The following is a 16,248-nucleotide window of genomic DNA, read 5'->3' as shown; positions in this document are numbered from 1 at the left end:
AGAACGGTAAAGATCCAATTATCTATCCCAATACAGATTGGCTCGATGTTATTATGCGCAATGCGATGATACAGACCAATCAACTTGGTATTTCTGGTGGCGAAGGTAACACACAGTTCAATGTTTCATTAGGTTATATCAATCAAGACGGTATTGTTCAAAATGGGAATGCCAAACTCTATAATTTAAGAACTAATATTGATACTAAAGTCAATGAAAGATTGGATATAGGTTTGCGTTCGGGGTTCGATATCAAAACCGCAAAGAGTCCTTTAATGGTTCAGGAAATTTATTTACAGAGCTGTATCGCACACTGCCTTATTATGGCACCTATACGTCCACAGGTGAATATGCTTCTACTTGGGTAAATTCCATCAATGCACAATTTAGAAATCCTTTGGCGATGGTCAATGAAGGAAAAAACAACAGTGCTTATGGCAATATCAATACCAACGTATTCTTAAATTACAAACTTCTCGAAGGACTTAAATTCAATGTGACAGCAGGGATAAACTATTCGACCAATGACAATCAGCTATTTGTTCCCAAAACCCTAGTTTACAACCCAAAAACCAATACGGCTACTTCCACAATGAATGCATCGGGGCCCAATGCCAGCAATAGTTGGGACAAAACGCTTTACAAAACGTTGTTTAGTAGTTTGACCTACAATAAGACTATCGCAAAAGACCACGATTTCACTTTAGCAGGTATCTATAGTCAGGAGGAAGAGGAATATCGCAGCCTGTCTGGTTCCATTATGGGATTTGTCAACAACTCCCTATCGGAGCTTAATGCCGGTCTGACCACTCCCCTCACAAATGGGACCACCTATGGATGGGCCCTTCGCTCCTATATTGGTCGGCTTAACTACGCCTTCCGGGAGAAGTATCTATTCGAGGGGATAGCACGTTATGACGGTTCTTCTCGCTTTTCACCCAAAAATAGATGGGGATTTTTCCCGTCGCTTTCCGTTGGCTGGCGCGTTACACAAGAAAATTTCATGAAAGATCAAACCTTCTTTGATGAGCTGAAGATCCGCGGCTCATTGGGTAGATCTGGAAATGATCGCATGGGATTCAATGACCAACGTGACCTTTATGCCTATATACCGACATTAGCCTTTGCCCGCTTCTATCCGATCAACGATAATATTGCGACCGGTATCGCGCAAATGTCGATTGTAGATGAAAACATTAAATGGGAAGTTGGGACAAAACGTAATATTGGGTTTGACGCCACAATCCTCAAACGGAAGCTCAATGTCACTTTTGATTACTTCACTGATAAACGTGAAGGAATTTTACGCCAAATACAACTTCCAGATTTTATTGGTATTCGCAATGCTCCTTTCCGTAATCTTGCCACTGTTAGCAATAAAGGCTGGGAACTATCTGCTAATTATCAGCACAAAATTGGAGAATTGGATATTAATGCAGGTTTCAACCTAACTCATGTGAAAAACAAAATCGATTATATCCCGGATCCACAGAAAGGGCGTAACGCTTTGCTTCAAGGTGAGCCTATCAACGCTTTTTATATGTGGAAATCCCTCGGTATATTCCAATCTCAAAAAGAAGTAGATGAAAGCGCCAAACAGAATGCAGTCCCTACCCAGCCGGGAGATATCAAATTTGAAGATTTCAGTGGCCCCGAGGGAAACCGGATGGTATCATTGATGCCTATGACCGACAAATTGTGGGTAAGCCTATTCCAACCTGGACCTACGGAGCCAACATCAATTTAGCTTACAAAGGAATTGATCTACGTGTTAATTTACAAGGCGTTTCCGATGTAGAATCCTATGTTGGAAGTGAATTATTTTTTCCTTTCTTAAATGGGGCGGTGTGTAGCCAAAAGATGGGAATCTGGGAACACATGGACACCAGAAAACCCGAATGCTAAACTACCTAGGTTAGTACAATACAGTGCTTCAAATAGCCAGAATTACGCAGACAACAGCTTTTGGCTGCAAGATGCATCATTTTTACGCATTAAAAATATCCAAATAGGCTACTCTCTCCCTGCCGATATACTTGCTAAACTCAAGATTGCAGGTTTACGTGTCTATATTGATGCACAGAATGCGTTTACATTTACCAAGTTTGAAGGGCTGGATCCGGCGCGATCTCGCAAATTCTTCCCCAGCTCAATATCCAAATGTTCGGATTATCAGTGCAGGTTTGAACTTAAAATTTTAATATAAAAAAGTATCTCATGATTAAAACAAAATATATCACGGTTGGACTAGCGGTACTATCCCTATTCGCTATTTCCTGTAAAAAAGACTTTCTGAATAAGCTGCCACAGGACTCGGTCTCTCCTGGAGTCTTTTGGAAAACAGAGGAAGATGCCAAAGCAGCCAATATTGGCTGTTATTCGGCACTTTGGGACGTCACGACCGAAGTACTTCCCTATCTGGATGTATTGACACCAAATGCCTATAGCAATTACCCCTGGGAAGGATGGAAGAATATTTCGCTCAGTGCACAAACGCCCACTAGTCTAGGTGGTATGGGTGGAGTTTATACCGGTGCTTATGGTGGTATATCCGCAACAAACAACTTTTTGGCAAACATCGATAAAATTCAGATGAACGAAGAGCGAAAAGCCGTCATGAAGGGTGAAGCATATTTTTTAAGAGCATATTACTATTCCCTACTTGTAAACTATTGGGGCGGAGTTATTCTCGTGTTGGATTCTCCTAACATTGAGCAGATCAACGCAAAGAAAAGCACTAAGGAAGAAGTTTACGCACAGGTAGAAAAAGATCTGACTACTGCTGCGGGACTCCTACCTGTAGAACCAGCAGAAAAAGGAAGGGTAACAAAAGGATCAGCTTATGGTTTATTAACACGGATCAATCTTTACCAAAATAAATGGAATGATGCTGTAAAATCGGCCTCCGAAGTGATGAAATTAGGATATCAATTGTTTCCAAATTATCGTGGGCTTTTTTAGAAGCGAATGAAAACAATAGCGAAGTGATCTTCGATGTCCAATTTCTACAGCCTAGGTTTCCTACAAGCTGGGATATTTACTTAGGCATTTATGCTCCTACAAATGCCCCTGGCTGGAGTTCAATAGAGCCAACACAAGATCTTGTTGACGAATACGAGATGAAAGATGGTAGTAAATACAGCGCTAGTAATCCTATTGTAGACCCCAAAGATCCGAATAATAACAGAGATCCAAGGCTTGATCAGACAATATTCAGAAAAGGTGTATTATACAACTCTGTTCCTTATCCTGTCACCGAAGACGGCTGGGCTGGTGTTTATACAGGATATAGTTATAAAAAGTATACCATATATGACAACAACACGAGCCTTTCTAACGCCATTGGAGGAACCGGTCTTTCTCAGATTAACGGTATTGTCATTCGTTATGCCGATATCCTCTTGATGTACGCCGAAGCGTTGAATGAACTATCTGGTCCAACGGCGGAAGTCTACGCAGCCGTCAATCAGGTACGTGCAAGGCCATCCGTTAAGATGCCAGCCTTACCAGCCGGACTCAACAAGGAACAAATGCGTGAGCGTATCCGTCACGAACGAAGGATAGAGTTTGCAGGCGAAGGACTATACTATTCGGATATACGTCGCTGGAAAATCGCCGAGGAAGTACTCAACAGATCCATCGTCTTAAATGGTGGGCAAACCAAGGGAGCAACAGAAAAAGAATATTCCGAAAAGAAAAAGACTATTTGATGCCTTTTCCACAGAAAGATATCGACAACGCACCAAATATGAAAGATCAGCAGAATCCTGGTTACTAGTCCTATTAAAAGAATACAGTCCCATGCATATACATCGGACTGTATTCATCTCTTTCATCCACAGAAAGCAGATCTTTAATCCATATTTCCTCCTCATTTTTATTTCTGAATTCGAATTGTTGTTTTCATCCAATTTATTTTGTAGTCTTCATTGCATTCACCCTCTCTCTTTTAGTTTTCTTTGTATACCACATACATAACAACATTTACCTCTAATGAAAAGAGGTGGACTGGGCCATCATCCAAATTGCATTAAAAATCAGACAACATGTTGTTACATTCCTCACCATTAGATTACATTTTATTAACATTAGAAAAATAAAATTACACCACCAGCAAACAAACCGAAAGATTTACCCTAACATGGTAATCATCGTTTATTACTTATTTAGCCCATCATTTTGCATAAAAAGGAAAAATAGATTTGCAAGCCAAATAGTAAAGTTTTTAAAAGTTTTTAAAAAAACATAAAAGATAGCAAAAGTTATTATAGATATACTTTATATTAGTTTTAATATTAAGGCTTCCTTAGTCGCAATAAATCAGTTATAACAGGCTCCTAAAGAGATCCATATGTTTTTTACTCTTTGTGGCTACAAGATACAGCTAAACGAATCATTGTTACTTGGACATGCATTCAGGATACAGAAACCAGCAGATTACATTTTTAAACTTAATATAATATGAGATCATTAAATTTTAAACTACCATTAGCGCTAGCTATGGGACTGCTTTCGCTGGCCTCCTGCCAAAAACAATCCGAAAAGGAAGATGTACTTCCGAAAATTTCAACTCGGGCACAAGTGCCTACGCCTAATATTGGTGAAGTGAAACTTCAGGAAGGTGTATTGTTTTATCCTGCAAATAAAGTATCCAACATCAATTCCAGTACTGTGGCGCTCGAAGTCGGCAATTATGACAAATTGGTGTATGCGACCAAACTAACTGACTTACAACAGCAGGGACTGGGGGCCACATTAGCACTCAACCTCAATGTATATGCCGGAATGGCCCAAACAGAACCATTCGGGTATCTCTATTATTTTAAAACTGCCAAGGAACAGCAGTTCCATCGACAGAAAACGACCCCGTCTTGACAACTGCATATCAGACAGGTCGGGTAGAAATAGCGCGTTATATTCTTCCCTACCTGTCTACGGTATGGAATCAAAGCCGCTTAGTTACGATTACAACCAGCTCTCCAGTAGTACCCTACACGTTCGATATCAGTCCCTTTGCCTCAGCGCTCAAAGATCAGGATTCGACAGTTTGGATTGCATCCAGTCAGGGGCAACCCGGTAATAGTTCCTATACATACAAAACCGATCTAACCTTAACAAGTTCAGGCAACACCGACTTAAGTTCCTGGCAAAAAGACAACTATACTTTACCGATCGTTGGTTTTGCTGGATTGGGCAGCACATTGTCACAGACCAAGTCCATCAGCAGATCTTTTACGGTTCCTGACGATATTACCAATGCAAAAATTAGGGTCATTTACACTGGACCTGAAGGCTACTATACGACAAATGTCTTAAAGTTAGACAACCAGCAAATAGATTCCTACAGTACACGTATGGTCTGTGTACCCGAGCAACGCTACCAGCAACGAAACCCGTCTGTAGCCAACGGAACTGTACAACCCGGCCTATGGAACTATCCAACAAGAAATTATTGTCAAAGCGACACCGTTCCACCGCATACAACCTTGCTGACCAACAAATTGACCAAAGGAACCCATGAGATCAAACTTGACATGACACAGAACGTCGCGGGCAGAAGCGACTACGGAGGTAGCATTCAGATCTCCATTAGTCTTATCGGTACCCGTGTCCTAGGTGCTACACTATTTCAACATTGCGATTATGCCGGCAATAATGCGATCCTTGCCATTGGCTCCTATACAACTGCTCAAATGCTTGTAAAAGGCATCAATAACAATGATATTTCTTCGCTCAAAATTCCAGCAAACTATAAGGTCACGCTCTACGACGGGGACAACTTTACTGGGGCTTCCTTAGTACTTACTGCAAATGAAACCTGCCTAATCAACAAAAACTTTAATGATAAGGTATCATCCCTAAAAATTGAAAAAATCTAATTTTAACACATTCCAATGCCCACGATCTGCTTAATACATATGTAGGTCGTGGATATACATTATGCTGTAAAACGTTAGCCTATCATTTTGAAAATAACCTTCTCAAAATGATAGGCATCTGTTCAAGCTATGCCGGCACCAAATATCCACAACTAACTAAAAATCAATATATTACAAATAAAAAACCATTACTGGAGTAAATTTTGATTTAAAATAAAACTAATATAAATCAGAAATGAACAGATTGAATGTAAAATGGAAACAGGAAGTGGAACCGCCATCATTTCCAAAGTGGCTCAAATCCTATCACCTCCTGCTATGCGCCTTTATTGTAGTAGTCGCTTTTGGGGCAGTTTTAAAACATTTTAGTGCAAAAAGAATGGATAGCAATAGTCATTACAGTTCGAGCAAGCTCAATATAACAAGACAGCCCGATTAGGTAATTTTATAATACGCTCAGCGTTCAAGCAAGCTATTGAAGCTTGAAATTCGCAAATACACAGGCTAATTGAAAGCTAAGCTACAACATGATCGCGACATGTAGCGTCTGCCATGCTTTATCAACAGGAAATTATATCACGTGAAAGTACTTATCATTGACGATGAAGACAAGTTGAGGAACTTGTTATCAAAAATTATTAGCTTCGAAGGCTTTGAGGTCTTTCAGGCCTCCAGTATTAAATCAGGCTTAAAACAATTGGAACTGGAAGAGATAGATGTCATTGTATCTGACGTCAAACTTCCCGATGGGAATGGCGTAGAGACAGCCAAGATTATCAAAAGCAAATATCCCGCTGTCGAAATTATTCTTTTGACTGCTTTTGGGAATATCCCGGACAGTGTCGACGCCATCAAAAACGGTGCTTTTGACTATATCACCAAAGGGAACGACAACGACAGGATAATTCCACTGCTGTACAAAGCCGGTGAAAAGGCATTGCTCAATAAAAAGTTCAAAAACTCGAAAAGCAGCTCGGTGAAAAACATTCTTTTGATAAGATCATCGGACGGTCTAAATCCATCATGAAGGCAATTGATCTGGCTAAAAGAGTCGCGACCTCCGAGACCACTGTACTACTGACCGGAGAAACCGGAACCGGAAAAGAGATTTTTGCTCAGGCAATACATCTGGCCAGCTTACGTGCAAATCACAATTTTGTAGCAATCAATTGCTCAGCATTCAGTAAAGAACTCCTTGAAAACGAGCTTTTCGGACATAAGGCTGGCGCTTTTACAGGAGCGGTCAAAGATCAAAAAGGGCTCTTTGAAGAAGCGCACAAAGGAACAATCTTCTTGGATGAGATCGGTGAAATGGAAATAGAGCTACAGGCAAAAATATTACGCGTATTGGAAACAGGTGAATTCCTGCGTGTGGGCGATAACAAACCCACCAAAGTAGATGTCCGCATCATTGCAGCCACAAATCGTCATTTAGAAGATGAAATTGAACACGGTAATTTTAGGAATGACCTCTTTTATCGCCTATCGGTCTTTGCAATACCACTCCCTCCCTTGCGCGAAAGGCCCAAAGACATTCGGTTATTGGCGGAACACTTTGTCAACTGGTTTGCCATAAAATCCAATCGACGCACATTGAAATTAACAGAAGAATATCTCGGCGCATTAGAGAGAAATGCCTGGAAAGGCAATATCCGTGAGCTGAAAAATGTGATCGAACGAAGCGTGATATTAGCAGACGATGAGATCCTCACCTTAGATACCCTGCCAATAGACCTGCAACAAGACAACAAAGACAGTGCGATGACGTCAACATTTTCGATGGCCAGCATAGAAAAAACACATATCCTGAAAATATTAAACTACACCCAAGGCAATAAAACAGAAACAGCGAGACTCTTAGAAATAGGTTTAGCAACCCTATACCGAAAAATAGACCACTATAAAATATCCTAGAAATGGGCAAATTTACGCCCATTAAAACCCAATCCAAGAATATTCCTATCAACAGCAACAGCCTGCAGAGATCAATCAGCTGCTATTCATATCCGCTTTTATGTAAAAAACAATAACCTATCATTTTGATAATCCACCTTATCAAAATGATAGGTTATTTGTTTTCCACCCTCACAAAAATAAACCACAACAAACTAAAAACAGTCAATTACACCACCACAAAAACTATTGGAATACATTTTGGCATATCGGATATAAAATAAATAAAAATGAGCAAGACAGATGTTAAATGGGAACAGGAACAAGAGCCACTATCGTTCCCTAAATGGTTAAAATCTTATCACTTATTGTTCTTTGCAACACTTGTGGTATTGATTTTCGGAGCAATAATAAAACAGTATAGTACAGTCTAATCAATCACAAAATGATCACATTAATATTAATATTGGCAGGAGTAGCCTGCTTCGGTCTATTCATTAAGTCAATTGACTTTTTTGATAAAATCTAGTAAGAATGAATAAAATAAATGAACAATCCGCAAGTCAATATCTTGCCGATCATTATGGGGAAATAAAAGAAGAAATCAATGATCTGTCATCCCGAAGAAATTTTGCTGGAATATTTCAGGCCATTGAACCATATCAATTACCTACTTTCTAATGGCCAGATCGAAAAAATTGGTAATCGATTAAAATATATGGGATGGCTTTATAGAAGGGGAAATGAACAGGTACGCAACATCATCGAAAATCTCTTTGTACGTTCTTTTCGGGAATGAAAAGAAGATGCACATCCGAAGAATGGATCTATATGTATCAGCAGATTCCAAAAATCTTAAACAAATTTATTTGTTGCAAAGCAACAGCTATATCACTCAAAAATCTTTTATATGACAGCACTATTTGTGGTAGCTATTGGTGTATTCGTTTACATCTGCTACGTACTGCTAAAACCAGAGAAATTTTAAATCACAATAGCTGATGAAAGAAGAAAAGGTTAAAATCTTATGTAGATAAGGGACAACAGAATTTCATCATATAGTATGTAGAGAAATTAAATAATATTAACAGAAATGAATACAGAAATTTTAGGAATAATCGTAATGTTTGTCATAACAGTATTGCTTGCAATACCGTTAGGCAAATACATTGCAAAAGTCTATGGAGGCGAAAAAACACTGCTTGACCCCATATTTAATCCCATAGAGCGGATCTTTTATAAAGTCAGCGGGATCAATCCACAGACGGAAATGAACTGGAAACAACAGATGGTAGCGATGGTCAGCATCAATATGATCTGGTTTTTATTGGGTATGCTCATCTTGATGACACAGGGCAGTCTACCACTGAACCCGGACAATAATCCGAGTATGTCGGCGGATCTCGCATTCAACACGGTCATTTCATTTGTCGTTAACTGTAACCTGCAACACTATTCGGGTGAGACTGGACTCAGTTACCTGGGGCAATACTGGTTGATGTTCCTACAATTTGTAAGTGCGGGTATCGGTATGGCAGCTGCCGTACTTGTATTCAGAGCATTCCGTGATCGCACAGCAAGTACATTGGGAAATTTTACAACTATTTTGTAAAATCATGTACACGTATATTATTACCGGTTTCATTGCTTGTGGCTATCATCCTTGCTTTTGAGGGTACACCAATGACTTTTGAAGGAAAAGATACCATTACAACGCTGCAAGGTGATACTGTAGCCGTGTCGAGAGGTCCTGCTGCAGCCTTTGTAGCCATTAAACATATCGGAACAAATGGCGGTGGATTTTACGGTGCAAACTCAGTCCACCCATTTGAAAATCCTTCATATCTCTCCAATATGGTCGAGATGGTCGCGCAGATGATTATCCCCTTAGCCATGATTTTTGCGCTGGGTATCTTCATCAAGCGACGGAAGCTCTCCTGGATGATATTTGGTGTCATGACAGTCGGCTTCCTTTTGCTTGTCATTCCGAATATTATGATGGAGACCAAAGGTAATCCAGCGATTGCGGCGATGGGAGTCGATAATTCTCTCGGAGCAATGGAGGGTAAAGAGATCCGCTTTGGAGCGCCCGCATCCGGTTTTTGGAGTATCGTGACCACGGTAATCTCGACAGGCTCGATTAATGCCATGCACGATAGCACCATGCCTCTATCCGGTATGAATGAATTGCTTGCCATGATGATAAATGCCTTCTACGGCGGTTGTGGCGTAGGTATCCTGAACTTCTTTATTTTCATCATTCTTGCCGTATTTATCAGTGGACTGATGGTTGGTCGGACACCTGAGTTTTTAGGAAAAAAGTGGAAGCCAGAGAAATGAAAATCGCTATGATTATCGCACTGCTGCATCCATTTCTAATCCTGGTGGGCACAGCTTTAGCAGCTGCAGCACCACAATACACTGCAGCAACACTAAACAACCCTGGATTCCACGGCTTTAGTGAAATGCTTTACGAATACACGTCATCGGCGGCAAATAATGGTAGTGGATTTGAAGGATTGGGAGACAACACCCTATGGTGGAACGTCAGTACAGGTTTCGTACTTATTTTATCCCGCTTCTTACCGATTATCGGACCTGTGGCCATCGCCGGTTTATTGGCTGAAAAGAAATTTATTCCTGAGGGAGATGGAACATTGAAAACAGATACAGCAACTTTCGGACTTATGGTATTTTGCTGTCATAGCCATTGTCGCTGCACTTTCCTTTTTCCCTGCATTGGCATTAGGCCCTATTGCGGAGTATTTCTCACTTTATTAAACATTGATTAAAGAAATTAGAAATGAACAAAAATACATCACTGTTTCAAAAAGACATGGTACAGGAAGCACTGAAACAGTCTTTTGTGAAACTAAACCCGAAAACAATGTTCCGCAATCCGGTTATGTTTACCGTATGGATCGGAACTGTGGTCATGCTGATCGTCAGTTTATGGACCTTGGCAGGAGCACAAGGACAGGGAAGTTTTGGTTACAACTTTGCCGTATTTCTCATATTATTACTCACACTGTTGTTTGCCAACTTTGCTGAGGCCATTGCCGAAGCAAGGGAAAAGCGCAGGCGGATAGCCTGCGCAAAACAAGGAAGAAACTCCAGCCAAACTTAAAAGCGGCCAGACCATCTCCTCTGCCCAGTTAAAAAAGGTGATATTTTCGTCTGTGAAGCTGGCGATATTATCCCCTCAGATGGTGAGATCGTGGAAGGACTTGCTACAATTGATGAAAGTGCCATCACCGGTGAATCCGCCCCTGTCATTCGGGAAGCAGGTGGAGACAAAAGCTCCGTAACAGGTGGAACCAAGGTGCTTTCCGATAAAATAGTCGTGCAGGTAACCACACAACCCGGTGAGAGCTTCCTTGATAAAATGATCGCCCTGGTAGAAGGTGCTTCAAGACAAAAAACACCCAATGAAATCGCCTTGACTATTTTACTGGCAGGCTTTACATTGGTATTTATCATCGTCTGTGTGACATTAAAACCATTTGCAGATCATGCGAATGTCGGTATCACCATTGCATCATTCATTTCCCTATTTGTCTGTCTTATCCCGACGACAATTGGGGGATTACTTTCAGCAATAGGTATCGCCGGAATGGACAGAGCCCTACGTGCAAATGTCATTACCAAAAGTGGTAAGGCTGTGGAAACAGCAGGTGATATTGATGTATTGTTGTTGGACAAAACAGGAACAATAACCATCGGTAACCGTAAGGCTACTCATTTTCACCCCGCACATGGTATTGATGAGAAAAAATTAATAAAAGCAGCTGTATTGAGCTCTATGGCTGATGAGACGCCCGAAGGTAAATCTATTATAGAACTTGCCGGCATCGATCCGCTGAGCTATGAAGTGAAGAACCCTGCATTCATCAAGTTTACAGCTGAGACACGAAGTTCAGGTATAGACTATGAAAACATACGTATCCGAAAAGGTGCAACTGATGCGATTAAAAATCTTGTTACAGGAGCTGGCAATAGATTCCCAGAAGAAGTCGAGGAAAGTGTTAAGGCGATCTCCCAAAATGGAGGAACACCACTAGTGGTTTCCGAAAATGACATCGCCCTGGGTGTGATCGAACTACAGGATATCATCAAACCCGGTATTCATGAAAGGTTTGAACGTCTTCGTAAAATGGGGATCAAAACAGTGATGGTAACGGGTGACAACCCCTTAACCGCGAAGTTTATTGCCGATAAAGCTGGTGTGGATGATTTTATCGCCGAAGCCAAACCAGAGGACAAAATGAACTACATCAAAAAGAGCAATCCGAAGGTCGATTAGTGGCTATGATGGGTGACGGAACAAATGATGCTCCAGCTTTGGCACAGGCCGATGTGGGCGTTGCCATGAATTCGGGTACACAGGCTGCAAAAGAAGCTGGAAATATGGTTGATCTGGACAATGACCCGACCAAACTGATCGAGGTGGTTGAAATCGGTAAACAATTATTGATGACCAGAGGAACATTAACAACCTTTAGTATCGCCAATGATGTCGCTAAATATTTTGCGATTATTCCGGCCCTGTTTATTACCGCTATTCCAGCGCTACAGGGACTCAATATCATGAAATTGCACAGCCCAGAAAGCGCTATTCTGTCAGCCGTTATTTTCAATGCCATTATTATTCCAATGCTGATTCCATTGGCACTTAAAGGTGTTGCCTATAAACCGATTGGAGCAAGTGCCTTATTGCGCCGAAACCTACTCATATTTGGATTGGGCGGGATTGCCGTTCCTTTTCTAGGTATTAAGGTGATTGATATGTTCGTCGCTATTTTCTTTTAATCCGTAAAATAAATCAAGAGGGATAAAATCTCACGGGACTTGTTTCCTTACAGTTTTACCCTCATAAAATATAACTGAAATGAAAAAACACATTTTACCCGCATTAAAGCTGACCATTATTATGATCCTGTTCTTTACAGTGATCTATCCTTTAGCTGTCTGGGGAATGGCCCAGTTTTCCTCCAACGCGGGAAAGGGAAAAATCATTGAGCATAATGGTAAAAAGTACTATTCAAATATTGGTCAGGCCTTCACAGCCGACAAATACTTTTGGTCGAGACCGTCTGCCGTAAATTATAATGCTGCCGGTTCCGGAGCCAGTAATAAAGGGCCTTCAAATGAAGAATATCTTGGTCAGGTGCAGGCACGTATCGATACATTTTTAGTACACAACCCTGTTATCAAAAAGTCCGAAGTACCCGTCGATCTGATTACCGCAAGTGGAAGTGGATTAGACCCAAATTTTTCCGTTCAGGCGGCCAAAGTTCAGGTCAAACGTATCGCTACTGTACGAGGTATCGAAGAACAGAAAATAAATCAATTGATCGAGGAAAATACCGAAAGCCCTTTATGGGGAATTTTCGGTCCTGAAAAAATCAATGTGTTAAAACTCAACATCGCCTTGGATAAGTTGGCGAGCAGATAAAAAACTCCAACCAAGAACCTATCATGCTTTGTTTAGCTGCTTTTTCGGCTAAGCAGGGCGGATAGATTAATAATTCCCCTTGGCAATTTGTTTAAGGGGAATTTGTAAGTTTATAAAAGTTATCACATGTTATGGATGAAAGAAAAAGTGCAGAACATTTTTTAAATCTGATTCAGAAATCCCGAAGAGGTAAATTCAAACTCTATATCGGGATGAGTGCCGGAGTTGGGAAGACCTTCCGTATGCTTCAGGAAGCACATGCGCTTTTACAGAGTGGTATCGATGTCAGGATCGGCTATATCGAAACCCATCAGCGTATCGAAACCCATGCGTTGCTGGCCGGCCTACCTATTATCCCAAGGAGAACATTGTTCTACAAAGGCAAGGAGCTCGAGGAAATGGATGTACAGGCCATTATAAATCTTAGTCCTGAGGTCGTTATCGTCGATGAACTAGCACATACAAACATAGAAGGAAGCAAAAACGAAAAAAGATGGCTGGATGTAATGGATATTCTTGATGCCGGTATTAATGTCATCAGCGCTGTAAACATCCAACATATCGAGAGCCTCAATGACGAAGTCAGAGAAATCACAGGTATCGATGTGCAAGAACGAATTCCCGACAGTGTGGTTGCCCAGGCCGATGAAGTTGTCAATATCGACTTAACGGCAGAGGAGCTGATTAACAGGCTAAAGGAAGGTAAGATTTATGAAAATTCAAAGATAGCCGCAGCCCTCAACAATTTCTTCAAAAGTGAACATATCCTGCAGTTGCGCGAACTGGCATTAAAAGAAGTCGCCTCACAGGTGCAAAGAAAGGTTGAAACGGAAGTTGCCCTCAATCGAAATGTTAAGAAAGAACGTTTTCTGGCCTGCATCAGTTCAAACGAACAAACGGCCAAAAATGTCATCAGGAAAACTGCCCGTTTGGCCAATTACTATAATAGCAAATGGTTTGTCATGTATGTACAGGTTCCCAAAGAAAGCATGGATCGGATCGCATTGGATAAACAGCGACATCTCATCAATAATTTTAAACTGGCCACCGAGCTGGGGGCTGAAATTATTAAAGTAAAGGCCAAGAATGCCACCAAAGCCATTATCAAAGAATGTGAAGAACGTATGATCACGACGGTCTGTATCGGTAAACCACATATCAATCTGATTAAAGTCATACTCGCAACCGATACATTCAATACATTATTGAATAAATTGTCTCAGGAAAATATTGATCTCGTAATATTGTCATAAAATGAAAACTAAAGCAAAATTAACATTTGGAGTAGGGCTCCTATTTATATTGATCGTAGCCCTGGCTGTTATTAGCGGATGGTATGTTAATCTGCTCAAAAGAGACACGAATAATATACTTGTTGCCAATTACAACACCTTACTCTATTCGCGGAATATGCTTCTGGCACTGGAAGATATCAATAAGGATGCTGCAGCAATTGATACGTTTCAAAATAATTTGACGCTACAAATGGGCAACGTCACTGAAATTGGCGAGATCGAAAGGACAAACCTGATTGTCAAACACTTCAATTCGCTTAAAAATAAACCCGATGATGCACAACTAAGCTCATCCATCCGAAAAGACATCACCGAATTAATGCGGCTAAATATGGATGCGATCAGTAGAAAAAGTAACATTGCAGATGAAACTGCCCGCAGAGCAATACTCATCATCTCATTTACAGGAGCACTCTGTTTTCTGATCGCGGTCATATTACTGATCAATCTTCCGTCCAATATTGCCAATCCCATCCGGGAGCTAACCGAAAGCATCAAGGAAATTGCCAGCCAAAATTATTCAAAACGCGTCAACTTTGGCGGACATAACGAATTTGGAGATCTGGCACGATCATTTAATACCATGGCTGAGAAGCTGGAAGAATATTCGGACAGCAAATTAGAGAAGATCCTGAAAGGGAAAAAGCGGATCGAAACCTTGATCGACAACATGCATGATCCTGTTATTGGTATCGACGAAAATAAAAAGGTCCTATTTGCCAACGATGAAGCCTTGAATATATCAGGACTGCGGAAAGAAGATTTCATTGGAAAAGCCGTACAAGATATCGCCGTCACCAATGATCTGATCCGGGATATTATAAAAGACATCTTTCTACCAGCACCAAAAAGCAACAAAGCCGAACAGTTGAAGATCTATGCGGATGGTAAAGAAAGTTATTTTGAGAAGGAAGTCATCGACATCAATATCGTCCCCACCGGCGAAACAGATATTAAATTTATCGGCCAGGTGATCCTATTGCGTAATATTACCCCTTTAAAGAACTTGATCTTGCCAAAACAAATTTTATGGGAACGGTATCGCATGAGTTTAAAACACCTATTTCATCTATTCAGATGGGCGTACAACTGTTGGAGAATGAAAAAGTAGGTCTTTTAAATAGCGAACAAAAAGACCTGATCAATGGGATAAAAGACGATACCGACAGACTACTGAAAATAACAGGAGAACTACTCAATATAACACAGGTCGAAAGCGGATCCATACAAATCAATCTGCTACCATCAGAGATCAAACCTATTATCGAGTATGCTGTCAACGCTAATAAATCTGCCGCAGACAATAAAAACATACAGATTGCAATTGAAATGGATGAGAATGCCTCTACAGCTGTGACTGACAGTGAAAAATCGGCTTGGGTACTGACCAATTTAATTTCCAATGCGATACGTTATTCGTACGAGAATTCGAAGATATCCATCAAAACGGAACGTGAGAATAATCAGGTCAAGTTTTCAGTCTCCGATACCGGACAAGGAATACAGTCCCAATATCTAAAAAAGATTTTTGAGCGATATTTCCGTATTCCTGGCACAAAAAAAAAGGCACTGGTTTAGGCCTGAGTATCAGCAAAGAATTTATTGAAGCACAGGGCGGAGGAATTTGGGTCGAAAGTGAGTACGGTGCCGGAAGTACCTTTTATTTTACACTTAATATGGATAATAAAGCGGTGTAATCAGCTGGTTCTATGTGCCGAATTTAGCG

19 protein-coding genes and 2 pseudogenes are annotated in these 16,248 nt (G+C 40.8%); all 21 read left to right on the top strand.

All coding sequences use genetic code 11. The annotated features are described in order from the left end of the window. Window positions 1-53 precede the first annotated feature (53 nt). The gene (locus KUH03_RS33320; RefSeq protein ID WP_257088606.1) at window positions 54-368 is read left to right on the top strand and encodes a hypothetical protein; all 315 of its coding nucleotides are present in this window, start codon (window positions 54-56) and stop codon (window positions 366-368) included. Next, window positions 302-1,747 carry a TonB-dependent receptor domain-containing protein gene (locus KUH03_RS33315; RefSeq protein ID WP_306429843.1) on the top strand — a complete coding sequence of 482 codons (1,446 nt, stop codon included), beginning with the start codon at window positions 302-304 and terminating at the stop codon, window positions 1,745-1,747. The genes KUH03_RS33320 and KUH03_RS33315 overlap by 67 nt, the downstream gene beginning before the upstream one ends. Window positions 1,748-1,837: 90 nt before the next feature. Next, window positions 1,838-2,206 carry a hypothetical protein gene (locus KUH03_RS33310; protein ID WP_257088605.1) on the top strand — a complete coding sequence of 123 codons (369 nt, stop codon included), beginning with the start codon at window positions 1,838-1,840 and terminating at the stop codon, window positions 2,204-2,206. 11 nt (window positions 2,207-2,217) lie between these two features. Further along, window positions 2,218-2,961, top strand: coding sequence for a RagB/SusD family nutrient uptake outer membrane protein (locus tag KUH03_RS33305; protein ID WP_257088604.1), 744 nt, complete (start codon window positions 2,218-2,220; stop codon window positions 2,959-2,961). Between the two features lie 23 nt (window positions 2,962-2,984). Next, window positions 2,985-3,710, top strand: a complete 726-nt coding sequence (locus KUH03_RS33300) for a RagB/SusD family nutrient uptake outer membrane protein (RefSeq protein WP_257088603.1) — start codon at window positions 2,985-2,987, stop codon at window positions 3,708-3,710. Then, the gene (locus KUH03_RS49540) at window positions 3,683-3,778 is read left to right on the top strand and encodes a hypothetical protein (RefSeq protein ID WP_373564872.1); all 96 of its coding nucleotides are present in this window, start codon (window positions 3,683-3,685) and stop codon (window positions 3,776-3,778) included. The genes KUH03_RS33300 and KUH03_RS49540 overlap by 28 nt, the downstream gene beginning before the upstream one ends. Before the next feature lie 683 nt (window positions 3,779-4,461). Beyond that, on the top strand, window positions 4,462-4,875 hold the full coding sequence (locus KUH03_RS33295) for a hypothetical protein (protein ID WP_257088602.1): 414 nt from the start codon (window positions 4,462-4,464) through the stop codon (window positions 4,873-4,875). Next, entirely contained in the window at window positions 4,872-5,879 is a 1,008-nt protein-coding gene (locus KUH03_RS33290) for a peptide-N-glycosidase F-related protein (protein WP_257088601.1), read from the top strand. Before KUH03_RS33295 ends, KUH03_RS33290 begins: the two co-directional genes overlap by 4 nt. A gap of 235 nt (window positions 5,880-6,114) precedes the next feature. Then, a complete protein-coding gene (locus KUH03_RS33285; RefSeq protein ID WP_257088600.1) occupies window positions 6,115-6,318 on the top strand; it encodes a hypothetical protein in 204 nt (67 codons plus the stop codon). Window positions 6,319-6,459: 141 nt separating this feature from the next. Further along, entirely contained in the window at window positions 6,460-6,906 is a 447-nt protein-coding gene (locus KUH03_RS47080) for a response regulator (RefSeq protein ID WP_306429237.1), read from the top strand. Next, window positions 6,903-7,793 (top strand): sigma-54-dependent Fis family transcriptional regulator, encoded by an 891-nt coding sequence (locus KUH03_RS33280; protein WP_306429236.1) that lies wholly within the window; start codon window positions 6,903-6,905, stop codon window positions 7,791-7,793. Before KUH03_RS47080 ends, KUH03_RS33280 begins: the two co-directional genes overlap by 4 nt. A gap of 269 nt (window positions 7,794-8,062) precedes the next feature. Beyond that, a complete protein-coding gene (locus KUH03_RS33275) occupies window positions 8,063-8,206 on the top strand; it encodes a hypothetical protein (protein WP_167457155.1) in 144 nt (47 codons plus the stop codon). 173 nt (window positions 8,207-8,379) lie between these two features. Further along, window positions 8,380-8,571, top strand: coding sequence for a hypothetical protein (locus tag KUH03_RS33270; RefSeq protein WP_257088599.1), 192 nt, complete (start codon window positions 8,380-8,382; stop codon window positions 8,569-8,571). Window positions 8,572-8,682: 111 nt separating this feature from the next. Further along, window positions 8,683-8,760: a K(+)-transporting ATPase subunit F gene (kdpF, locus tag KUH03_RS49535; RefSeq protein WP_120259290.1), complete on the top strand. Its 78-nt coding sequence runs from the start codon at window positions 8,683-8,685 to the stop codon at window positions 8,758-8,760. A gap of 105 nt (window positions 8,761-8,865) precedes the next feature. Then, window positions 8,866-10,553: pseudogene (gene kdpA, locus KUH03_RS49530) on the top strand (potassium-transporting ATPase subunit KdpA). 22 nt (window positions 10,554-10,575) lie between these two features. Next, window positions 10,576-12,581, top strand: a pseudogene (gene kdpB / locus KUH03_RS49525) (potassium-transporting ATPase subunit KdpB). Window positions 12,582-12,660: 79 nt separating this feature from the next. After that, window positions 12,661-13,227 carry a K(+)-transporting ATPase subunit C gene (locus KUH03_RS33235; RefSeq protein WP_257088595.1) on the top strand — a complete coding sequence of 189 codons (567 nt, stop codon included), beginning with the start codon at window positions 12,661-12,663 and terminating at the stop codon, window positions 13,225-13,227. A gap of 131 nt (window positions 13,228-13,358) precedes the next feature. After that, a complete protein-coding gene (locus tag KUH03_RS33230) occupies window positions 13,359-14,480 on the top strand; it encodes a sensor protein KdpD (protein ID WP_257088594.1) in 1,122 nt (373 codons plus the stop codon). Between the two features lies 1 nt (window position 14,481). Then, complete coding sequence (locus KUH03_RS33225) at window positions 14,482-15,633, top strand: HAMP domain-containing protein (RefSeq protein WP_257088593.1); 1,152 nt, start codon at window positions 14,482-14,484, stop codon at window positions 15,631-15,633. Beyond that, window positions 15,552-16,100, top strand: a complete 549-nt coding sequence (locus tag KUH03_RS33220) for a sensor histidine kinase KdpD (RefSeq protein ID WP_257088592.1) — start codon at window positions 15,552-15,554, stop codon at window positions 16,098-16,100. Before KUH03_RS33225 ends, KUH03_RS33220 begins: the two co-directional genes overlap by 82 nt. Continuing rightward, window positions 16,058-16,219 (top strand): ATP-binding protein, encoded by a 162-nt coding sequence (locus KUH03_RS47075; protein ID WP_306429840.1) that lies wholly within the window; start codon window positions 16,058-16,060, stop codon window positions 16,217-16,219. Before KUH03_RS33220 ends, KUH03_RS47075 begins: the two co-directional genes overlap by 43 nt. Window positions 16,220-16,248: the final 29 nt, after the last annotated feature.

Source organism: Sphingobacterium sp. E70 (genome assembly GCF_019285695.1).
GTDB classification, from domain to species: Bacteria; Bacteroidota; Bacteroidia; order Sphingobacteriales; family Sphingobacteriaceae; genus Sphingobacterium; species Sphingobacterium detergens.
Note: the sequence above shows the minus strand (reverse complement) of the source record. Positions and strands in the feature narration are given on the sequence as shown.